We start from the raw sequence: 22,733 nt of genomic DNA on the forward strand, positions 1-22,733 counted from the left end.
CTTCCCCTTACTTGCGGAACATCGCCAGCATGCGCTGGGTCACGGCGAAGCCGCCGAACATATTGATGGTGGCCAGCACGATGGAGCCGATAGCGAGCCAGCGGATCACTTCGTCAGGACGCGAGACGCCCGAAAGCAGGCTGTCCGACACCGGCGGAGCGATCTGCACCAAGGCGCCGATCGCGATGATGCTGCTGACCGCATTGGTCACGCTCATCAGCGGCGTATGCAGGGCCGGCTTCACGTTCCACACCACCATATAGCCGACGAAGCAGGCCAGCACGAACACCGTGAAGTGGCCGAGGAAGGCTGCCGGTGCGTTGGCACCAATCAGCCAGAACAGCACACCCGCAATCCCGAACATGACGGCCATTTTCTGATGGGACATCGGTTCGCCACCGCCGCCGTGACCATGACCCGACGCCTTCTTCACGACCGGTGCAGCTGCGGCCGGCCTGGCTGCCGCTACAGGGGCTTTGAGCGCAGGCGCCGGCCAGGTGATCTCGCCGTCCTTGATGACCGTCAGGCCGCGAATGGCGTCGTCTTCCATGTTGACGTTGATGAGGCCGTCCTTGGTCTTGCACAGCTCTTCCGTCAGACGGAACAGGTTGCTTGCGTAAAGCGTCGAGGACTGGCGGGACAGGCGACTGACCAGATCGGTATAGCCGATGATGGTCACGCCATGTTTGACCACAGCCTGGCCGGGTTCGGTCAATTCGCAGTTGCCGCCCTGTTCGGCAGCCATGTCGACGATGACGCTGCCGGGCTTCATGCTCTGCACCATTTCGGCGGTGATGAGCTTCGGAGCGGGCTTGCCGGGAATCAGCGCGGTAGTGATGATGATGTCCACTTCGCGGGCCTGCTTGGCATACATCTCGCGCTGGGCTTGCATGAAGCCCTCGGACATGACTTTGGCGTAACCGCCACCGCCCGAGCCTTCTTCCTCGTATTCGACCTTGACGAACTCGCCGCCCAACGACTTGACCTGATCAGCCACTTCGGCGCGCGTATCGTTGGCGCGCACGATGGCACCCAGACCGGCTGCTGTACCGATGGCAGCCAGACCGGCCACACCGGCGCCAGCGATGAAGACCTTGGCCGGCGGCACCTTGCCGGCAGCGGTGATCTGGCCATTGAAGAAGCGGCCGAAACCATTCGCAGCCTCGATCACGGCACGATAACCCGCCACGCCAGCTTGCGAGGTCAGCGCATCCATTTTCTGGGCACGGCTCAATTGACGCGGCAATGCGTCGATGGCCAGCACGGTGACTTTCTTGGCGGCGAGCTTCTGCATCAACTCGGGGTTCTGGGCAGGCCAGATGAAGGAAATCAGCGTACCGCCTTCGCGCATCAAGCCGACTTCTTCATCACTCGGGCCGCGTACCTTGAAAACGATGTCGGCGCCAGACCACAGCTTCGCTGCGCTCTCGGCAATCTCGGCACCGGCTGCACGGTAAGCGTCATCGCTGAAGTTCGCCAGATCGCCGGCGCCCGATTCAACTGTCAGCTTGAAACCCAGTTTGATCAGCTTTTCTACGACATCGGGAACAGTCGCGACGCGTTTCTCCCCGGCAAAAACTTCCCTGGGCACCCCTATAACTAGTGACATTCTCTGTTCTCCATTAATGATTTGCATCCAGCAAAAGGTGTGGTTCAAAGCAAAGGGGTTTTGCAGCACCCCGTTGACATCCACACCCCTTGCGTTGCCGCCACAGCGATCATCAATTTCTGATCACGCGTGGTCTTCCTTGTAAAATCGGCGCAATTCCCCTGATGCCAGCGGGGCTGCAGGCCAGCATGATACTGTGGTCTACTCATTTCTGGATGACGCTATGCACAAAGCTCCTGAACGCAAGGCCAGACGCCGCCGTACGGCATACGCTCCCAAGGCTGGACAAGCCCCCGGCAGCATCATCCATGTGGGCGAGATCAAAGTCGATCAAACCAGCTTCAGCCTCTTCGATTACGACGCAGAAGACTTGCGCGAGATCACTTTCGACACGCTCGAAGCCTCGCGCCAGCACAAGCGTGAGCACGCCATGATCTGGTTAAATGTGCATGGCGTACATGAACCACAGGTCATGGAGGAGATCGGCCGCCGCTTCGACCTGCACCCGCTGGTGCTCGAAGACATTGCCAACACCCGCCAGCGCCCCAAGCTCGACGAATACGGACACTACAGCTTCATCGTACTGCGCAGCTTTCGCTATGACCAAAGCCTGCACGACGCCTCCTCTGATCAGATCAGCCTGATTCTGGGCAAGGATTTTGTCCTGAGCTTTCAGGAACGCTCGTCCGGCCTTTTCGATCCGATCCGCAACCGCCTGCGCAAGCGCATCGGCAATCTGCGCGCCGCCGGCCCGGACGGTCTGCTCCACGCCCTGATCGATGCAGTGGTCGACCAATATTTCGTAGTTGTCGAAGCCATGAGCGATGACGTGGAAGATCTGGAAGACAAGCTACTCAGCGGCACCGATCTCCACAGTATCGAAGAGATCAACCATTTCAAGCACGAAGCCCTGGAAATCCGCCGCGCCGTATGGCCACTGCGCGAAGTGCTCAACAGCGTACAGCGCATGCCGGGCGGGCTGCTATCGAGCGAGACCCAGCTGTACTTTCGTGACGTGTATGACCACACCGTACATGTAATTGAACAACTCGACTCCCTGCGCGAGTTGATCAGCGGCCTCCTCGACATCTATCTGTCGTCGGTCAGCAACCGCCTGAATGCCGAGGTGCGCATGCTCACCGTAGTGACCACTGTTTTCGCTCCGGCCACGCTGCTCACCGGATTCTTCGGCATGAACTTCCGCTACATCCCGTGGCTGGATCGGCAAGATGGCTGGGTGCTGGTCGTGATGATGATTGTGGCAGCTGCCCTGGCGCTGATCACCGCCCTGTTCTGGCGCCGCTGGTGGGTACGGATCAATAGCTGAGCGAGAATCGAAACCACATTCCCGTAGGGCCGACTTCAGTCGGCCTCCACGCCCGGTGTGCGACTGAAGTCGCACCTACGGAAAACAGAGCCCCAAAGTCCCCAGTCCCCAACAATGATCCCCTGCCTGCCACCCGACCACCCCGCCTTTCCGCCGACGCACAAAGCCCTGCGCGATCCGAACGGCTTGCTTGCGGCAGGTGGACAACTGGCGCCGGAATGGATCCTTGCGGCCTACCGGCAGGGGATTTTTCCGTGGTTCTCGCAGGGCGATCCGATCCTGTGGTGGAGCCCAGACCCGCGCATGGTGGTCATCCCCGAGCAGGCCCGCCTGACAGGCTCACTACGCAAGACTCTGCGTCGGGGGGCCTTCGAGATCCGCTGTGACAGCGCCTTTCCGGCCGTCATGGCCGCCTGCGCCGCCCCGCGCAGCTACGCCGACGGCACCTGGATTGTCGATGAGATGCGCGAAGCCTACTGCGCCCTGCACGAACTGGGCTGGGCGCACAGTGTCGAAACCTGGATTGATGGCGAACTGGTCGGCGGCCTGTATGGCGTGGCGATTGGGCGCGCCTTCTTTGGCGAATCCATGTTTCACCGCGCCACCGACGCCTCCAAGATCGCTTTTGCCCATCTGGTGCGGCTGCTGACGCGCGAGAATTTCGCCATACTCGACTGCCAGATGAGCACGGCCCATCTGGCCTCGCTGGGCGGACAGGAAATGCCTCGGCAAGAATTTGTCACAGGCCTCAAGGAATGGACGCAGGACGCCGTTGCCGGCAAATGGCCGGCGGATTTCGCCCGGGCAAACTGGAGTATCTGATGTCGCAGTTGCAAGACCTTCCCTACTCGCTGCTGCAGTTTTACGCCACCGCGCCCTACGAGTGCTCCTATCTGCCCGCGCACGTCGCGCGCTCGCAAGTGGCCACGCCCGGCCATCTGATCGACACTCTGCTGTATGGCGAACTGGTGCGTGGCGGTTTCCGTCGCAGCGGCGTCTACACCTACCGGCCGTATTGCGACGCCTGCCATGCCTGCGTGCCGGTGCGCGTGCCGGTGACCCAATTCAAACCCTCGCGCAGCCAGACCCGCGCCTGGCGCAAACACGCCAATCTGGTCGCCGAAGAACACCCTCTGGAATTCTCCGACGAGCACTACGCTCTGTATCGCCGCTACCAGCACGCCCGCCACGCTGGCGGCGGCATGGATCAGGACGGGCGCGAGCAATACACCCATTTTCTGCTCGAAAGCCAGGTCGATACACGGCTCGTCGCCTTCCGCGAAGACGGCGTGCTGCGCATGGTCTCGATCATCGACTGCCTGCCGGACGGTCTCTCCAGCGTTTACACCTTCTACGACCCGGACATGCCCGGCGCGGCCTACGGCACCTACAACGTGCTGTGGCAGATCGAAGCCTGCAAACAGATCGGCCGCCCCTGGCTGTATCTGGGCTACTGGATCCGTGACAGCGCCAAGATGAATTACAAGCAACGCTTTGCCCCGCTTGAAGGCCGGATTGCCGGAAGCTGGCGCGTGCTGAACGAAGCAGATTTCCGCCTGCTCGGCGACTAAGCGCCGGCTCGCAGCAAGCCCCAGGACTTCCACATAAACCCGCCCGCTGCCACCACCAGCCCCGGACTGCGCTTTGCTTCTGTCGGGCTACGAAATCGTCACACCTCGCAGAGCCGCGCCCCGCTTGCCCGTTCAAGCACCCTACCCCAAGAGACCCGCTGAGAGCGCCTCTCCAAGGCACAGGCCTTGGCCCGGCGCAACGCCCCCGCCCTTTCAGCCGTGTAATCGCCAATCAAGTCCCCGCCTCAAGTGCCGATAAGCTCTGGAGGGCATTTTTCCTGCCACGCCGGCAGCGCCCTTTCCACTTGCAACACCACCCGGCTCTGCAAATGAGAGGACTCCATGGAAACCATTCAAGGCCCGGGCAACGCCAGCATCGAGATCAAGCCCAACATCGTGCTTCTGGTGGATGACGAGGAAAACATCCTCGCCTCCCTGCGCCGACTGCTGCGCAAGGACGCTTACACCATTCTCACCGCCGGAAGCGGGCAAGCCGGGCTGGACATTCTGGCGACCGAGACGGTCGACGTCATCATCTCCGACCAGCGCATGCCGAACATGGTCGGCACCGTATTCCTGAAAAAGGCACAGGAACTGAGCCCGGACAGCGTGCGCATGATCCTCTCCGGCTACACCGATCTGGAAAGCGTCACCGCCGCGATCAACGAGGGGGCGGTTTATAAATTTCTCACCAAGCCTTGGGACGACGAACTGCTGCGTCTGTCGATCAAGGAAGCTTTGCAGCACAAATGGGTGCAAGACGAGAACCGCATGCTTCAAAACATGCTGATCGAAGTGAATGCGGAGCTCGCCAAAGCCAATGAACAACTGGCCGAGCGCGCCGAATTTGCCCAAAGCGCCCTGCTGAATCTGCAGACCATCGTGCACGATTTGCCAATTGCCTTGCTGGGCGTCGATGGCTCGGGCCTGCTGATGTTTGCCAACCAGGCCGCACTGAAACTGTTCGAAGGCAAACTGGTTCTGTGCAGACCGGCCACAGCCATGCTGCCCGTCGAAATTGTCGCCCTGCTTGAAGCCCCGGCGCCGGCGCGCGGCAGCCTGATGCTGAACGGACACTCCCACAGCGTGCAACTGCAGGCCCTCTCGCACTCAGCTCAGGGCCAGCTCATCGCGATCTTCCCGAAAGCTGAATCATGCTGAAAGGCCTCGATCCGCTCGGCTGGCAAAGCTTCCTGCTCCTCGATCTGGTCGAGGTCGGGGTGCTCGTCATCGACGGCGAAACCATCCTGTATGCCAACGCGCCCTTCTCGCGCATCGTCAAACAAAGCCTGCGCGAACTGCAAGCCAAGACCCTGCGCGAACTGGGCGGCGAAGCCTGGATCGACTTCACGCTAGGCCAGAGCTGGGCCGACGCCTTGCCCTGGCCCATGCCTGACGGTACGGATCGCTGGTTTGAAGTCAGCATGAAGCCCAGCGCTTTCGAAGACCGCACCGTCCAGATTGCCACCTGCATCGACGTTACCTCGCGCATGCGCGCCGAGGGCGCCGAAGCCTCGATGCTGCAATTGCTCACCGAAATTATCGAAGGCTATCCGGTCGGCACTTTTGTGCTCGACAAAGATCACTGCGTTACCCACTGGAACCGCGCCTGCGAAGTCATCACAACCATCTCCGCCAACGATCTGATCGGCAGCGACGACGCCGGCAGCGCCCTGGGCTTAGGCAAAGGCCAGTTGCTGGCCGACTGGGTCATGAACCCGGTTGACGAGGAAGGCTTGCGTCAGAAATTCAGCGACCGCCTGTGGAAATCCCCGGCCGCTGAAGGTGCCTTTGAGGCCGAACTGTATGTCACAGCGCGTGACAACAATCCGGCGCGCTGGATGCATGTGGCCGCCACCCCGCTGCGTGATGCCAGCGGCGCCATCATCGGTGCCATCGAAACCCTGATCGACATCACTGATCGCAAAGCGGCCGAAGAAGAATTGCGTAACGCCCGCGAAGCCGCTGAGCAATTGGTCACCGAACGCACCCGCGAATTGCGCGAAGCCAAAGCCGCACTGGAAGTCGACATCACCCGGCGTGAGCTGATCGAAGGCGAGATGCAGCAACACCTGATGGAAGTGACGGCGCTGAACCAGCAACTGCACGAAACCCAGGATCGCCTCGTGCAAAGCCAGCAACATCTGGTACAGAACGAAAAACTCGCCTCCATCGGCCAGCTGGCGGCGGGCGTGGCGCACGAAATCAACAACCCCATCGGCTATGTTTTCTCCAACTTCGGCACGCTGCAAACCTATCTTGCCGACCTGCTCAAGCTCCTCGACGCCTATGTAGAGGCCGAGCCCGAGATCAGCAAGCCTGAGCTGCGCACGGCGATCGCCAGCCTGCGCCAGAAGATCGATCTGGATTACCTCAAGGGCGACCTGCTCGACCTGATGCGCGAATCGCGCGAAGGCATCGAGCGCGTGCGCAAGATCGTTCAGGATCTGAAAGATTTCTCGCACGTCGATGCCAGTGCCGACTGGCAATGGACTGACCTGCAGCGCGGACTGGAATCCACGCTCAACGTGGTCAACAACGAAATCAAATACAAGGCCGACGTCATCCGCGAATTCGGCGTACTGCCCCAAGTGCAATGCCTGCCCTCGCAGCTCAACCAGGTCTTCATGAACCTGCTGGTCAATGCGGCGCACGCCATCAAGAGTGATGTTCGCGGCAGCATCCGCATCAGCACCGGAGCAACGGCCGAGCAGGTCTGGATCGCGATCAGCGACGATGGCTGCGGCATGAGCCCGGAAGTCATGGGCCGCATTTTCGACCCCTTCTTCACCACCAAACCGGTTGGCAAAGGCACCGGTCTGGGCTTGTCCTTGTCCTACGGCATCGTCCAGAAACACCACGGCAAGATCGAAGTCTGCTCCACACCCGGCGAAGGCACCACGTTCAGAGTGACCCTGCCCATCACCCAGCCCGACCCGCAGCTCGACACCTCAGCCACCGACGAGGCAAAACCATCATGAGCTCTTTCAAAACCCTGCTGCTGGCTCACCACACCGGCGATGATCCCGCCACCCGCATTGCCATCAAGCAGTTTACCGAACGCGTTGCCCGACGCAGCGGTGGCCTGCTCAACATCACCGACATCCCCGGCGGCACGCTGGGCAGCATCCCGGCCATGCTGCAAATGCTGACGCAGGGTGAAGTCGACATGGCCCTTGTTCCCTTTGATCGCCTCGGCGAACTGCTGCCGAAATTCTCCCTCACCTGCATGCCCTTCGTCTTCGACGACCTGGCCCATGCGGATCGCGTTCTCAATGGCCCTTTCGCCGACTGGGCCATGCCCGATCTGCTGCAACGCGGCCTGCACCGTCTTTCCAGCTGGGAATGGGGCTTTCGCCAGATCAGCAACAATGCGCGCCCGATCCTGCACCCGGACGACCTGCGCGGGCTGCGCATCCGCGTACCGCCGATCCCGCAGTATCAGGAAGCCATGCTGGCCCTCGGTTGCGTGCCGGTCATCGTCGAGTTTTCCCAGCTCGCCTCGGTGATGCGTCAAGGCCTGGTCGATGGGCAGGAAAATCCCATTGCGGTCATTCACGCCTACAAGATCTACGAAAACCAACGCTATCTGAGCCTCATCGACTACAGCTACGGCGGCATGCTGCAGTTGATCAACCGCCAGCATTTCGAAGCCCTCAGCATCGAACACCAGCAGATCCTCAGCGAGGAATCCACGAACGCAGCGACCACCATGCGCGAAAAAATTCGCTCGCAGCAAGCGGCGCAACTCGAAGCCCTGCGCGGCTTCGGCATGCAGATCGACAGTCCTGATCACGCGCCATTCCAGGCCGCCATGGCCAGTGCCCTGACTCATCTGGTCACCCGCTTCGGCGAAACCCGCGCCCGCACATTCCTCGAAATGGTCGAACACATGCGCCCCGCGACGAACGAGGAGCAGTTGCCATGAACAACAGCCCGCAAACCCCGGTCTTCACGGATCTGTTGCTCGACACCCTCAGCGAAGGCGTGCTGGTGCTGGATGCCTGCCATACCATCACCTACAGCAACCGCGCCGCGCGCTACCTGCTCGGCTACAGCAATGCCGAACTGGTCGGCCAGAGTCTGCACGCGCACCTGCAATCCCGGCATCGTGATGGCACACCCTACCCGGTTAACGAAAGCCCGTTTTCCTGGCTGCATCGCGGTGGCGCCTTCTGCTTCATCGAAGACGTGTTCTGGCACAAGAATGGATCGCCTCTGGATGTGGAAATCACCGCCAACCCGCTCAGCGAGCCCGCCCCCGGCGCCATCGTGGTGTTTCGCGACATCGCCGAACGCAAAAATAGTCAGGCCAAACTACTCAAGGCCTTTCAGGATCTGGACGCCCTCAACCTGCGTCTGGATAAAGCCCACGGCCAACTGCTGCAGAACGAGAAGCTCGCCTCCGTCGGTCAGCTTGCCGCTGGCATGGCCCACGAAATCAACAACCCCATCGGCTTCGTCTCATCGAATCTGAACAGTCTGGAAAAGCACGTCCAGGCCCTGCTACGTCTGGTCGACCACTATGAGCGTCTGGAGCAGGACGGCTATATTCCTGTAGCAAAGTGCGAAGCACTCACGCTGCTCAAGCAATCCATCGACTTCCGCTACCTGCGCGATGATGTACAAGATCTGCTCTGCGAATCACGCCAGGGCGTCGAACGCGTGCGCAAAATCGTCAAGAGCCTCAAGGATTTCTCGCGCGAGGGCAACGAATACCAATGGTCCGAAATCGACCTGCACCACTGCCTGGAAAGCACGCTGGATGTGCTTAGCCGCGAATTCAACGGGCGCTGCGAACTGCTGCGCGACTACGGCGAAATTCCCCACGTCTTCTGCCTCGCCTCCGAGATCAACCAGGTGCTGATGAGCGTGCTGCTCAACGCCGCCCAAGCGATTGGCGAGCGCGGCACGATCAGCATCAGCACCCATCGCGAACAGGACAATGCCATCATCGAAATCACCGATACCGGCTGCGGCATCGTCCCGGAAGCCATGCCGCACATCTTCGACCCCTTCTTCACCACCAAGACCATCGGGGCCGGCACCGGCCTCGGCCTGTCGGTGGCCTACGGCACGATCCAGCGCCACGGCGGCAACATCGAGATCGACAGCTCTCCGGGCAAAGGCAGCACCGTGCGCATCAGCCTGCCGATCAAACCCGGCGAGGTGGCAAAATGACGAGCCCCCTGAAGAGCCGCTCCCTGCCGACCTCTACAAGCAGGCAGGCTGGAGAAGACCGCTGGATGGGGGTCTTCAAGCATCACGCTCCGAACGTCCGCCGAGCCTGTGGGAGCGACGTCCTCGTCGCGAAGCCTTTCGCGACGAGGACGTCGCTCCCACAAAAACCGATTCGCGGCCAGTGGCCGCTCCAACATCCCACCCCTCAGGGTGAGCCCCATGACTGACACCCCATCCACCTTCCCGCCCGGTTTCAGCGAAGCTCCCGTCATCCTGCTGGTCGACGACGAGCCGAACGTGCTCAGCTCGCTGCGTCGCCTGCTGCGCCCGGCCGGCTACACGGTACTGACAGCCAACTCCGGCGCCGAAGCGCTGACCCTGCTTGAAGCCGAGGCCGTCGACCTGATCGTCTCCGACATGCGCATGCCCGGCATGACGGGCGCCGAGCTGCTGGCACAAGCGCGCGAGCGCTGGCCAGCCACGCTACGCCTGCTGCTCACCGGTTATGCCGAGGTCAGTTCCGCCATTTCCGCCATCAATGAAGGTGGCATCTACCGCTACATCTCCAAGCCCTGGGACGACGAGGAACTCCTCAAAACCCTGCATCAGGCCCTCGAACTTGCCGGCCTGCAACGCGAAAAGAGCCGCCTCGAAGCCCTTACCCACCACCAGAACGAAGCGCTGCGCGAACTCAACGCCACGCTTGAAGACAAGGTGCGCGTGCGCACCGAAGAACTGAACATCGCCCATCAGGAAGTCTCGCTGGCGATGGAGAAGCTCAAGAAGACCTTCTTCAATTCGGTCCAGGTGCTCTCCAACCTGATCGAAATGCGCGGCCCGGCACTGGCCGGCCACAGCCGCCGGGTTGCCGACGTAGCCCGCCACCTGGCCGAAAAAATGCAGATCCCGCCAGCGCAGATCCACGAAATCCTGCTTGCCGGCCTGCTCCACGACATTGGCAAGATCGGCTACCCGGACGCCCTGCTTACCAAACCTTTCACTCACATGAGTGCTGACGAAATCGGCATTGCCCGCAAGCACCCACTCAACGGTGCGGCCGCGCTGATGTCCATGCCCGACATGCGCGGCGTCGCCGACATCATCCGCAGCCACCACGAACGCTGGGACGGCAAAGGTTTTCCGGACGGTCTGGCCGGCGACAAGATCCCGCTGGGCGCGCGCATCCTGGCTCTGGCCAACGATTACGACGCTGCCCAGCTCGGCACCCTGAGCCCCAAACGCATGACCGTGGACGAAGCCAAGGGCTGGGTCCTCGAAGGCAGCCGCTTCCGCTACGACCCGGCCGTGGTCGAAGCCTTCGGCGCACTGGTCGGGCGCGCCCCGAAAAAGCCCGTGCTGGAAAAACGCATCACAGGCGACGCACTGGAGGTCGGCATGGTCCTCTCGCGCGACCTGCACAGCCCGGAAGGCATGCTCCTGCTGGCCACCGAATACGTGCTCGACGAACTGCTGATCAAACAGATCCGCGATTACGAACGCTCCTACGGCCGTCATCTGATCGTCTGCGTGCGGGTGTAAACATGAACGAAACGCCCCTCAACCATCGCCCGAAACCCTGCCACAGGGCGGCGGCCCCCTTTGCAAAAGAGGGACTGAGGGGGGGTGGGTTTACCGCGTCTCAGCCAGACACGGTAGCCAGGCGCGCCACTTACACGAAACCCAATCCTCCCTCGCCCTCTTTTTGCAAAGGAGGGAACGTTCGGATCCGCTCAATCTTGTTCGTGAGCATGCCAGAGACCCGCCCCCAGAGGGCCTCTTCAGGCACACCCTCCGCAGAACAAGGTGCAGAGAGGCTGTACGGGATGCGTCCATGAAACCCGCCCAACCCATTCACGTCATCTTCATCGACACCGATCCGCCGCTCTACGATGCGGTCAGTGCGGTACTGCACGCCTCGGGGCAGGCTTTCAACCTCGCGCCGATCAATCGCATTGAAGAACTCGATGCGGCCCTCGACAACCGCGCAACAGACTGCATCCTGTGCGCCCTGCATGCCCTGGGTGATTTTCCGGCCAACCCGGCACCGGCCGGCCTGAGCATTCTGCAGCGCGTGCAACGCCACCCCGTTGCCGTGCCGCTGGTCATGCTGTGTCCGGCTAACGCCGAGCAGGACGAACCTGATCTGGCCAGCCAGGCGATCTGGCAGGGCGCTGCCGACTACCTGCTGGACGCAGCCTTGCTGCGCTTGCCGATGGCCCTCAAATCCGCATTGCGCCACCATCAGGCCCTGGTTCACCAACGCGGCCCGGTCGATAACGAACTGCAGCTGGCCCTGACCATCCTGCGCGGCAGCCGCGATGGCATCTGCATTACCGATGCGGCTGGCAACATCGTGCTGGTGAACGACAGCTTCACGCAAATTTCCGGCTACACGCTGGACGAGGTCAAAGGCCAGAACCCGCGCCTGCTCAAATCCGATCAGCAAACCCCTGATTTCTACACAACCTTGTGGGCAACGCTCACTACACACGGCAGCTGGCAGGGCGAAATCATCAACCGCCACAAGGACGGCAGCACCTTCACCGAGTGGCTGCGCATCAGCGCCGTGCACGATGCTGACGGCAAGGCCAGCCACTACGTTGGCCAGTTTGGTTATGTCGCCGAGCAAAAACGCATGGTCGACCGCATCAGCCATCTGACCCAGTTTGACCCGCTCACCGGTCTACCCAACCGCAGCCTGTTCATCGACCGCATGGAACAGGCACTGGTCGCCACGCGCCGCAGCGAACGTTGCGCGGCCGTCATCCTGGTCAATCTGGATCGATTCCGCCTGATCAACGACAGCCTCGGCCAGGCCGTGGGTGACCGGGTACTGATCGACATGGCCCGCCGCTTTGCCCAACAGGTGCGTCAGGGCGACACCGTGGCACGTCTGTCCGGCAACGAATTCTGCTTCCTGCTGGGTAATCTGAACGCGGCCGAAGATGCCATCCAGCTGGCCCAGCGTCTGCAAGAATGCATCGGCCAGCCGATTGAGCATGAAGGTCACCCGCTGATCGTCGCTGCCAGCATCGGCATCAGCGTCTCACCTCGTGACGGGGAGAGTGGCGACGCCCTGCTCAAGGCCGCGGATGCCGCGCTGATCCGCGCCAAACTGGAAGGCGGTAACACCTTCAGTTTCTATTCGCCGAGCATGGATGCCGACGCGCGCCGACGCCAGATCATCGAAGCCCAGTTACGCGGGGCACTGGCCCGCGATGAACTGAGCGTGGTGTATCAGGCGCAGAACAATCTGGATTCCGGCAATATCATCGGCACCGAAGCCCTGCTGCGCTGGCACAGCGCCGAACTGGGCATGGTCAGCCCGGCCGAATTCATCCCGGTGGCCGAGGAGTGCGGCCTGATCATCCCCATCGGCAGTTGGGTGCTGCGCCAGGCCTGTGCGCAGAACAAGATCTGGCAAGATCTCGGGCTGCCGCGCCTGCGCGTGGCGGTGAATCTGTCGGCACGCCAGTTCCGCGGCGACACTCTGGTCGATGAAGTGGCTGCCGTGCTCAAGGAAACCGGCCTGCCCGCCGAATTCCTCGAACTGGAAGTCACCGAGTCCGCCCTCATCCACAACATCGACGCCGCGGTAGCCACCTGCCGCAAGCTCAAGGCGCTGGGCGTCAAGCTCTCGCTCGATGATTTCGGCACCGGCTACTCCTCGCTCGCCTATGTGGCGCGCTTCCCCTTCGACAAGCTCAAGATCGATCAGGGCTTCGTCCGCGACATCACCCACAATCCGGCCAACGCGGCGATTGCCACGGCCGCGATTGCGATTGCACATGGTCTGAATCTGTCAGTGCTGGCCGAAGGCGTCGAAACCGAAGCGCAAGCCATTTTCCTGCGCAACCGCCGCTGCGATGCGATGCAGGGCTATCTGTTCAGCAAACCCTCAGCGCCCGAAGCCATCACCACGCTGCTCGTCAACAACACCCGCCTGTTTCTCGGTCTGACGCACAGCGCAAGTGAACAAGCCCTACTCATCGTCGATGACGAACCCTCCATCCTCAGTGCCATGAGCCGCCTGTTCCGCCACGAAAATTTCCGTGTCATCACCGCGACCCGCAGCACCGAAGCCTTCGAACTGTTGGCGCAAAACAGTGTGCAGGTCATCATTTCGGATCAGCGTATGCCCGGCATGAACGGCACCGAATTCTTCGCCCGCGTCCGCCAGCTCTACCCCGACACCTTGCGCATCATTTTGTCCGGCTACACCGAACTCGAAGCCGTGATGGACGCGGTCAATCGTGGCGCCGTGTACAAATTCCTGACCAAGCCTTGGGAAGACGACCAGTTGCGCGAACAGGTGCGTGAGGCCTTCCGCATCGCCGCGCATCAGGGGCAAGACAAGGAGTGCACATGACCACTCCCGCAAAGCCGCATCCAGCAAGCCTCTTCAGCCTGCATATCTGGAGATGGCCGCTGCTGGCGGCTCTTGGAACAGGCATCCTGATCGCCTTCGTCAGCCAGCATCTGTATCGCGAAGCTCGCGAGGCCACCGAAACCAACCTGAGCATCATTGCCGAGCTCAAAGCCCACGAGATCGAACGCTGGGTTCTCGAAAACCGCAGCAGCATGATGCAACCGGCCTCGGGCATCCTCGCCCTCGCCTTTACAGCCTGGCAAAGCAGCCCGCACGACGAGTTGCACGACGGCGAATTGCGCGAAGTCCTGAATTTCTATCAGCGTCGCCATATCGAGATTGAACGCGTCGACCTCTACGACACCCAGGGCCACTTCCTCATCAGTTCCGACCGCAACGCCCCGGCTTCCCAGCAATTGCCGCCGTCCGACCACCCTGGCGGCGAGCGTGCAGGATTGGTGGATTTCTACCTTAGCCCGACCGGCCAGCCACGCCTGGGCTTCACGATTCCGCTGACGATGAAAGCAGCAGCGGGCACACACACGGTCGGCTTCGCGCTACTGGAGATCAATCCGAAACGCTATCTCTTTGATTTCCTGCAAAGCTGGCCCATGCAGCACCGCAGCGGCGAAACAGTCCTCCTCCGCCCCGTCGGTGACGAAGCCGAGGTACTCAACTCGCCGCCGAACAATGGCGACACCCCTGCGCGCCCGCGCCTGAATTTAAGCAAAGCCGGCCTGTCTGCCGCGCAGCTGGACTCCCCCGAGTCAGTGCTGGCCCCCGGGCGCGATTATCACGGCGTCGAGGTCTTGCGCGTCATTCATCCCGTTGAAGGCACACCCTGGAAAATTGCCTCCAAAATTGACGCTGCCGAAGTCTATGCCGCACCGCTGCGCGGCAGTCTGGCATTCAGCCTGCTGCTGTGCCTGTTGCTGGCAGCCATAATCCGCCTGCTGATGCAAGGCCACAATCGTGCCCTGCAAAATGCCGTCATGCAACAGGAACAGGCCAATGCACAGGTGCTGCGCGCCTTCATCGAAGCGGTACCGGAAAGCCTGTTCATGCTCAGGCGCGACGGCGCCATCAAGCTCATCAACCATACCGGCGCCGCGCGCCTGGGCAGCACGCCCGAGGCACTGATCGGCAGCAACATGTTCGAGCTCCTGCCCGCAGACATCGCCGCCGCGCGCCGCACCATCATCGAACAAGCCTGCTGCAGCAGCCAGCCGATCACCCTGAACGACAGCCGCAGCGGCGTTGAATACCTGAGCCTGCTCTACCCGCTGGGCGATGACGAACATGTAGTAGTGATTGCCATGGATGTCTCTGCGCGCAACGCCGATGCCCGCGCCCTGCAGGTTCTGACCCGGACCCTGCAAAGCTTCATCGACCATCTGCCCGGCACCGCCTATGTAAAAGACCATGAATCGCGTGTCCTGATCGCCAATCAGGGCTTCAAGGATCTGCTCGGCCTCGACCCTGCCGCCATGATCGGCAAACTCTCCAGCGAAATCTTTCCCGGCGAGTTCGGCCGCGCGATGGTGACCGATGATTTACGCATCCTCGCGTCAGGCCAGACCGAGGTGATCGAGGAAATGTTCGATGGCCGCTACTTTGAATCCACCAAATTCATCATCCCGCGCGAAGACGCGCCCCCTCTGCTGGGCGGCCTGACCCTGGAAGTTACCTCCCGCCATCAAGCGGAGGAAGCTTTGCGCCAAAGCGAAGAAAACCTGCGCCGCCTCACCGACAACCTGCCCAACAGCTACCTGTACCAGGTCGCCCAGGAGGCGGATGCATCGCGCCACATCGTCTATGTCAGCTCGGGCGTCGAGCGGATTTTCGGCCTCTCGCCACAAGCCGTGATCGCCGACCTCAGCCTCTTGCTGCTGCGTATCGACCCGGCGCAAATGCCGGCTGTGCGTGAAGCCCAGGCACGCGCGCTGGATGGCGACTTTCACATGGATCTGCGCATGCTGCGCGCAGATGGGGGCTGGGGCTGGATTGCCATGCACTCACGCCGCCGCCCCGGCCTGAATGAAACCGGCCAGATCATCTGGGATGGCGTGGCCACCGATGTGACCGATCAGCGCCGCGACGAAGAATTGCTCGCCCTGCAGGCGCGCCGTGCCAGCGCCTTGCTCGAACTGCCACAGCAGGCCGAGCGACTAGACGAAGCGGCTTTCATGGCGCATGCACAAGACGTCGCCGAGCAACTCACCGGCAGCCAGATCGCCTTCGTCCATTTCGTGCATGAAGACCAGGAAGCCATCGAACTGGCGGCTTGGTCACACAACACCCTGGCCCACTACTGCACGGCCACCTTCGACAAACACTACCCGATCAGCCAGGCTGGCATCTGGGCCGATTCAGCTCGTCACAAAAGGCCGGTCTTCGTGAATGATTACGCCAACGCCACGGGCAAACGCGGCCTGCCCGAGGGGCACTCGCACCTGCAACGTCTGATCAGCGTGCCAGTCATGGAGGGCGGTCTGGTACGCATGATTGCCGGCGTGGGCAACAAGCCTGAGGACTACACCGACACCGACGTGGAGAGCGTACTGCTGATCGCCAACGAAACCTGGCGGATCGTGCGCAAGCAACGCGCCGAGCAGGCGCTGGCGCAAACCATACAGGTAATCGAAGCCAGTCCGGTGGTGTGCTTCCGCTGGCGTGCAGAAGCGGATCGACCCGTTTCCTTCGTCTCCGACAATGTACGGCGCTGGGGCTATCTACCGGCTGATCTGATGGCTGGCAAGCCCCCCTTCTCCAGCCTGATTCATCCTGAAGATCTGGCACGCGTGGAAGCAGAAACAAACGAGCACGCAAAACAGGGACACACCGCATACACACAGGAATACCGGTTGCTGCAAGCCGATGGCTCGACCCTCTGGGTCTCGGATCTGACCAGCATCACCCGCGATGCACTGGGCCAGTCACGATTCATTGACGGAGTGCTCACCGACGTCAGCGAACGCAAAGCGCATGAAATCCAGCTCACCGAAAGCCTGACCGCCCAGCAAGCCCTCAACAAAAAACTGGAAGAAGCTCACAACCAGCTGCTGCAATCCGAAAAGCTCGCCGGCATTGGCCAGCTTGCCGCCGGTGTGGCGCACGAGCTGAACAACCCGATCGGCTTCGTGCACTCGAATCTGGGCACGCTGACCGAATATGTCACCGCGCTGATCAGCCTGTGCGACACCTACACCACGCTGCTCGACGACGCACAGCCCGATCTCCCGCAACTCACCGAGATCCGCCGCATCAAGCACGACCAAGATTACAACTACCTGCGTGGCGACATTTTCCCGCTGCTGGAAGAGTCGCGTGAAGGCCTCGCACGCGTGCGCAAGATCGTGCAGGATTTGCGCGATTTTTCACGTACCGGCAATCAGGACTGGGCACAGGCCAACCTGCACAAGGGCCTGGACTCCACCCTCAACATCGTCGCCAACGAGCTCAAATACAAATGCACGGTTCGCAAGGAGTACGCCGAGCTGCCCGAGGTGTATTGCGTGATTTCGCAGATCAATCAAGTTTTCATGAACCTGCTGGTGAATGCCGCGCAGGCCATCGAAAACAATGGCGAAATCGTTCTGCGCAGCGGCCTGGAAGGCGAAGATCAGGTGTGGATCAGCATCAGCGACAGCGGCCATGGCATTCCACCCGAAATGCTCAACCGCATCTTCGACCCCTTCTTCACCACCAAGCCGGTCGGCGTCGGCACCGGTCTGGGGCTATCGCTGGTCTTCGGCATCATCAATCGCCATCACGGCCGCATAGAGGTAAGCAGCAAGCCCGGCCAGGGCAGCACTTTCCGCATCGTGCTACCGATCAACCCAATCAGTCCCCCGGAGGCTGTATGAGCCGCATCCTGATCCTCGACGACGAACCGCACATCCTGCAATCCCTGCGCCGCCTGCTACGCGCCGCGCCGTGCAACCACGGCAGGCAAGTCTTCGATCTGGAGGTTGAAGCCTTCAACTCGGCCCGTGCCGCGCTGGATCGCATCGAGCACGCGCAATTTGATCTCTTCCTGAGTGATTACCGCATGCCGGAAATGGATGGCGTGAGCTTCCTCAAGGCCGCCAAGGCCAGCCAACCGGACGCCTGCCGTCTGATCCTGTCCGGCTACGCCGACCTGAACGCGCTGCTGCGCGCGGTCAATGAGGTCGGCATTGACCGCTTCATCGCCAAACCCTGGCACGACTTTGAGCTGATCTCCGCAATAGCCCAATCCCTGGCCCACCGCGAACTGCTGCTGGAGAACACACGTCTGGCCAATCTGATGCGCCTGGACTGCGGCGACATCAGTGCCAGCGACCTGGAAGCGAGCATGCTCGAAAGCGTGGAACCCGGCATTACCAAAGTGAATTGGGGCGCGGACGGTTCGGTAGTTCTCGACCCTGATCTGCTGGAGCCGGACCAGCGCTGATGCCCGAACTCGACGAAAAGCGTCTGAGCTTCAAGCTGGTGTATTACGGACCAGCGCAAAGCGGCAAGACCACCAACCTGATGCAGCTGCACGATCTGCTGTCCCCCGAATGCAAGGGTGAAATCATGACGCTCGAAACCCAGAACGACCGCACCCTGTTCTTCGATTTACTGCCGCTGGGCTTTCGCACGGCCTCCGGCCTGCTGATCCGCCTGCGCCTGTTCACCGTGCCCGGCCAGGTGGCCCATGACGGCACCCGCAAAGCCGTGCTCTCGCGTGCTGACGGTGTCGTGTTCGTAGCCGATTCGGCGCGCACACAAGAAACCAACAATGCCGAATCCTTTCAGAACCTGATCGACAACGCCGCACGCGTCGGTCTGGACTTTGACACTCTGCCGCTCGTGGTGCAATTCAACAAACGCGACATCCCCAACGCGGTGCCCGAGCCAGAGGTGCGCGAGCGCTGGGCAGCCACCCACTGGCCACTGGTCTTCGCAACAGCCCTTCACGGCGAACAAGTGGTCGCAAGTTTTGAAGCTTTGCTGCGTGCGGTCTATCGTCGCCATGCCGAAGAACTGACACTGGCGAGCCGACATGGCCTGAGCGAGGACGGCTTCGTTGCCGGAGTTCTGAGGTGAGCATAAACGCCAGCAATTTTGATCACGACTGGACACTGGCCGAGCTGCTGGATGCGCGTGAGCTGGCACGCGTGAATAGTGCCCTGACCACGCTGCTCGGCGGAGCATTTTCCATCGAAGATGAGACCGCCCATGTGGTGTGGGGATCGGCCATCGCCGACGCACAACGGGCGGCACTGGTGCTGGAGCTGGAGCCGATTGGCCAGCTATGTGCCCCCCAGACTGTACCCGCCGCGTCGCTGGAAGCCGCTCACAGCCTGTTGCAGGCCTTGCTGCGCACGCGCCTGAGCCTGCGCATGGCGGCAAGCCTGCACCAGGAAGCGATGGCGGAGGACTACCTGAGCCTGCGCACGGAGCATGCCCGCCTGCAAGAATCCGAAGCCCGCTACCGCGATCTGGCGGCCCAGCTCGAAGACAAGGTCAAGGTGCAAGTCACCGAACTCGAGGCACGCCAGCAACAACTTTTTCAAGCCGCGCGACTGGCCTCGGTCGGCCAGCTAGCTGCTGGCGTGGCGCATGAAATCAACAACCCCCTGAGCTTCATGCGCAGCAATCTGGGCACATTGTCGGCCTATGTCCAGCGCTTTGCGAAACTCAAGGAGCATGCTAATCCGGCAAGCAATGCCTGGCAGCAACTGGACATGGACTTCGTGATCACTGATGCGCATGAAATTCTGAGCGAATGCATTGCGGGGCTGGACCGAATCGGCGCAATCGTGCGCGACCTGAAAGATTTTTCAAATGTAGACCGTGCTGAATTCGGTGCCTGTGATCTCATGCTCTGTCTGCAGCAAACCGCCACTCTCGTAGAAGCACAGCTGCCGCCGGACGGGCGTCTGGAACTCTCGCTGCATCCCTTGCCAGCCTTCAATGGCATGCATGGCCAGCTGAATCTGCTCTTCCTGAACGTGATGCGCAATGCGATCCAGGCCATCCAGGCCGTGCACCGCACCGGTACCGTAAAAGTGCATTGCGAGAGCAATGCACAGCGCATCCTCATCAGCATTCAAGACGACGGCATCGGCATGAGCACGGAGATCCAGCAGAAGGCTTTTGACCCCTTCTTCACTTCTCATGCCGTAGGCGGAGGGGCGGGGCTCGGTCTCAGCTCCGCGCGCAGCATCGTGCTAGCCCATGGCGGCTCGATCCGTCTGAGCAGCGAGCCAGGTGTCGGCACTTCGGTCTATATGGAATTCCCGTTGCGAGGCGAGCTGCCATGAGTCAGTTTGCCTCCCTGTTTACCGGCAAGACCGATACCGAACAGGCCCCCGCCGCACATCTGGCACCGGCGCATTACCGCCTGCTGCTGGTCGATGACGAACCGAATGTACTCAAGGCACTGACGCGGGTTTTCCGCCGGGAAAATTACGCCATCGTCACCGCGGACAACGCGGACGAAGCGCTGCTGCGTTTGACCGAAGCCACTACGCATCTGATCATCAGCGATTACATGATGCCGGGCATGAGCGGCACGCAACTGCTGCAGGAGGTGAAGAAACGCTCGCCCGAAACGCTGCGTATCCTGCTCACCGGTCACGCCGACACGCACGCAGTGATGGGCGCGATCAATGAAGGCGCCGTCTACAAGTTCATTCTCAAACCCTGGAATGATGACGATCTGCGCATTACTGTCGCGCTGGCGCTGGAACAGTTTGACCTGATGCAGCGCAATCGCGCACTGAGTGCCGACAACTCGCGCAAGAGCAAGGAGATTTCAGCCCTCTCACGCCTGGCGGCAACGCACCGCAGTCGTCTGGGGATCACTCTGCACAAGAAGAACCTGCTCAATACGGCGCAGTTACAAGAACTCACCCTGCAGCAGGAGCGCCGCAAGGAATCTTTCATCAGTCTGTTGATACAAAAAGACTGGGTTCCGGAAGCCCGCATCCGCGCCCTGCTGCGCGAGGACCTGCTGATAGAGGAAGTACAGCTGGCCGAATTCCGCATCGACGCGGCCATGGCCGAGCTGATCCCGCACAGCTTCTGCGAACACCAGTTGCTGATCCCGCTGAAACTGGAAGGCAAGCGCCTCACCCTGGCCATGGCCGATCCTCTGGATGAAGGCCTGATCGACGAAGTACGCTTCACGGCGGGGCTTGACGTCAATGTGGTTTCGGCCGATATCGCCAGCATCCGGCTCAAACTCAGCGAGCTGTTTGGCGGCGCCGAGCTGCTTGATTTCAAGGAGCTGGAAACCCTGGTTTCTTCGCCCGATCCCTATGAAGGCATCGAAGTCGTTATCGAAGATGACGATGCTGCACCACTCGAAGATCTACTCCGCTCAACGGAAGCGCCACCGGCGATCCGTCTGGCGAATGCCATCATTCTGGAGGCCATCCGTCTGGGCGCCTCCGACATCCATATCCAGCCACGCACCAAGAGCGTGGTGGTGCGCTACCGCATCGACGGCGTGCTGGCCGACAAAATCCAGATCCCGCTGCACTTGCATCCCTCGCTGATCTCGCGCCTGAAGATCATGTCCGAGCTGGACATCTCGGAACGCCGTCGCCCGCAGGATGGGCGCATCACGGTGAAGACGCCAATGCGCATGGTGGATCTGCGCATCTCGACCCTGCCCACGATCAATGGCGAGAAAATCGTGATGCGCATCCTGGATCGCAATTCAGCCGTCCATGACCTGAGCGCGCTGGATTTTTCGCCCTCGGACACCCAGAAAGTCGAGAACATGATCGCCCAGCCCCAGGGCATCATTCTCGCCACCGGCCCCACCGGCAGCGGCAAGACGACCACCCTGTATTCCCTGCTGCAGCACGACGCCACACCCGGCAAAAATTACGTGACGATCGAAGATCCGGTCGAGTATTACCTCGACATGGCAGGCCAGGTGCTGGTGCGCGAGAAGATCGGTCTGAATTTCCCCACCGTCCTGCGCGCCATGCTGCGTCAGGATCCGGACGTGATCCTGCTCGGTGAAATCCGCGATTTCGAGACCGCCGAGGTCGCCTTCCATGCTGCATTGACAGGCCATCTGGTGTATTCCACCCTGCACACCAATTCCGCCGTCGCCACGATTGCCCGGCTCTTCGATCTGGGGCTCAAGCCCTATGTGGTAGCCACCGCCCTGGAAGGCATCATCGCCCAACGTCTGGTGCGCCGGGTGTGCCCGGACTGCGCCGAGCAGGCTGCGCCCGATCCGCAAATCATCAAAAAACTGGGCCCAAGCTTTGCCCCGATCACCAAGATCACGCGTGGCCGCGGGTGCGGAACCTGCAGCGGCAGTGGCTACCGCGGCCGTATCGCCCTTTATGAAGTACTGACCCCGGACGATGCCCTGCGCGATCGCATTGGCAGCGGTGCCAGCGTGCTGGATATCCGCCGCGACCTGCGAGCCGCCGGACAACGCTCAATCACCGAACATGCGGCAGAACGCGTCAGTGCGGGCGTCACCACTCCGGAGGAAATCCTGCGCGTTCTCGGCCCGCAAGAACGCTGAGCCACACAGCCGCTCCCAGCTTGCCTCTTCAGCATGCATGCCCGAAGAAGCCCGCGCGGTGCGCCTCTTCAAGGCCCCAAACCGTAGCCGGGCATGCCGCGCAGCAGAGTCCGGGGTGTTTTGCTCAAGGCCCAGACCTGATGCGCCCC

15 protein-coding genes are annotated in these 22,733 nt (G+C 61.3%); 14 read left to right on the forward strand and 1 reads right to left on the reverse strand.

Going from position 1 to position 22,733, the window contains the following annotated elements; translation table 11 throughout:
* Positions 1–7 precede the first annotated feature (7 nt).
* Entirely contained in the window at positions 8–1,609 is a 1,602-nt protein-coding gene (locus tag ABXR19_RS05835; RefSeq protein WP_435594300.1) for a Re/Si-specific NAD(P)(+) transhydrogenase subunit alpha, read from the reverse strand.
* Between the two features lie 223 nt (positions 1,610–1,832).
* Here ABXR19_RS05835 and corA point away from each other — a divergent pair, with 223 nt between their 5' ends.
* From corA to ABXR19_RS05905, 14 genes are all read left to right on the forward strand, one after another.
* Positions 1,833–2,936, forward strand: a complete 1,104-nt coding sequence (corA, locus tag ABXR19_RS05840) for a magnesium/cobalt transporter CorA (protein WP_354600162.1) — start codon at positions 1,833–1,835, stop codon at positions 2,934–2,936.
* A 114-nt stretch (positions 2,937–3,050) separates the two neighbouring features.
* Positions 3,051–3,758, forward strand: a complete 708-nt coding sequence (gene aat, locus ABXR19_RS05845) for a leucyl/phenylalanyl-tRNA--protein transferase (RefSeq protein ID WP_354600163.1) — start codon at positions 3,051–3,053, stop codon at positions 3,756–3,758.
* Positions 3,758–4,507, forward strand: a complete 750-nt coding sequence (locus tag ABXR19_RS05850) for an arginyltransferase (RefSeq protein ID WP_354600164.1) — start codon at positions 3,758–3,760, stop codon at positions 4,505–4,507. Before aat ends, ABXR19_RS05850 begins: the two co-directional genes overlap by 1 nt.
* 342 nt (positions 4,508–4,849) lie before the next feature.
* A complete protein-coding gene (locus tag ABXR19_RS05855) occupies positions 4,850–5,668 on the forward strand; it encodes a response regulator (RefSeq protein WP_354600165.1) in 819 nt (272 codons plus the stop codon).
* Complete coding sequence (locus ABXR19_RS05860) at positions 5,662–7,488, forward strand: ATP-binding protein (protein ID WP_354600166.1); 1,827 nt, start codon at positions 5,662–5,664, stop codon at positions 7,486–7,488. Before ABXR19_RS05855 ends, ABXR19_RS05860 begins: the two co-directional genes overlap by 7 nt.
* Positions 7,485–8,435, forward strand: coding sequence for a TRAP transporter substrate-binding protein (locus ABXR19_RS05865; protein WP_354600167.1), 951 nt, complete (start codon positions 7,485–7,487; stop codon positions 8,433–8,435). The genes ABXR19_RS05860 and ABXR19_RS05865 overlap by 4 nt, the downstream gene beginning before the upstream one ends.
* Positions 8,432–9,688 (forward strand): ATP-binding protein, encoded by a 1,257-nt coding sequence (locus ABXR19_RS05870; protein ID WP_354600168.1) that lies wholly within the window; start codon positions 8,432–8,434, stop codon positions 9,686–9,688. Before ABXR19_RS05865 ends, ABXR19_RS05870 begins: the two co-directional genes overlap by 4 nt.
* Positions 9,689–9,907: 219 nt before the next feature.
* Positions 9,908–11,227, forward strand: a complete 1,320-nt coding sequence (gene nosR, locus ABXR19_RS05875) for a response regulator c-di-GMP phosphodiesterase, NosR family (protein ID WP_354600169.1) — start codon at positions 9,908–9,910, stop codon at positions 11,225–11,227.
* Between the two features lie 292 nt (positions 11,228–11,519).
* On the forward strand, positions 11,520–14,057 hold the full coding sequence (locus ABXR19_RS05880) for an EAL domain-containing protein (protein ID WP_354600170.1): 2,538 nt from the start codon (positions 11,520–11,522) through the stop codon (positions 14,055–14,057).
* Positions 14,054–17,923, forward strand: a complete 3,870-nt coding sequence (locus ABXR19_RS05885; RefSeq protein ID WP_354600171.1) for a PAS domain S-box protein — start codon at positions 14,054–14,056, stop codon at positions 17,921–17,923. Before ABXR19_RS05880 ends, ABXR19_RS05885 begins: the two co-directional genes overlap by 4 nt.
* Complete coding sequence (locus tag ABXR19_RS05890) at positions 17,920–18,492, forward strand: response regulator (RefSeq protein ID WP_354600172.1); 573 nt, start codon at positions 17,920–17,922, stop codon at positions 18,490–18,492. The genes ABXR19_RS05885 and ABXR19_RS05890 overlap by 4 nt, the downstream gene beginning before the upstream one ends.
* A complete protein-coding gene (locus ABXR19_RS05895; RefSeq protein ID WP_354600173.1) occupies positions 18,492–19,130 on the forward strand; it encodes a GTP-binding protein in 639 nt (212 codons plus the stop codon). The genes ABXR19_RS05890 and ABXR19_RS05895 overlap by 1 nt, the downstream gene beginning before the upstream one ends.
* Positions 19,127–20,350, forward strand: coding sequence for a sensor histidine kinase (locus ABXR19_RS05900; protein ID WP_354600174.1), 1,224 nt, complete (start codon positions 19,127–19,129; stop codon positions 20,348–20,350). Before ABXR19_RS05895 ends, ABXR19_RS05900 begins: the two co-directional genes overlap by 4 nt.
* Positions 20,347–22,584: an ATPase, T2SS/T4P/T4SS family gene (locus tag ABXR19_RS05905; protein WP_354600175.1), complete on the forward strand. Its 2,238-nt coding sequence runs from the start codon at positions 20,347–20,349 to the stop codon at positions 22,582–22,584. Before ABXR19_RS05900 ends, ABXR19_RS05905 begins: the two co-directional genes overlap by 4 nt.
* Positions 22,585–22,733: the final 149 nt, after the last annotated feature.

Origin of the sequence: Uliginosibacterium flavum, assembly GCF_040566545.1 — a bacterium.
Classification (GTDB): domain Bacteria; phylum Pseudomonadota; class Gammaproteobacteria; order Burkholderiales; family Rhodocyclaceae; genus Uliginosibacterium; species Uliginosibacterium flavum.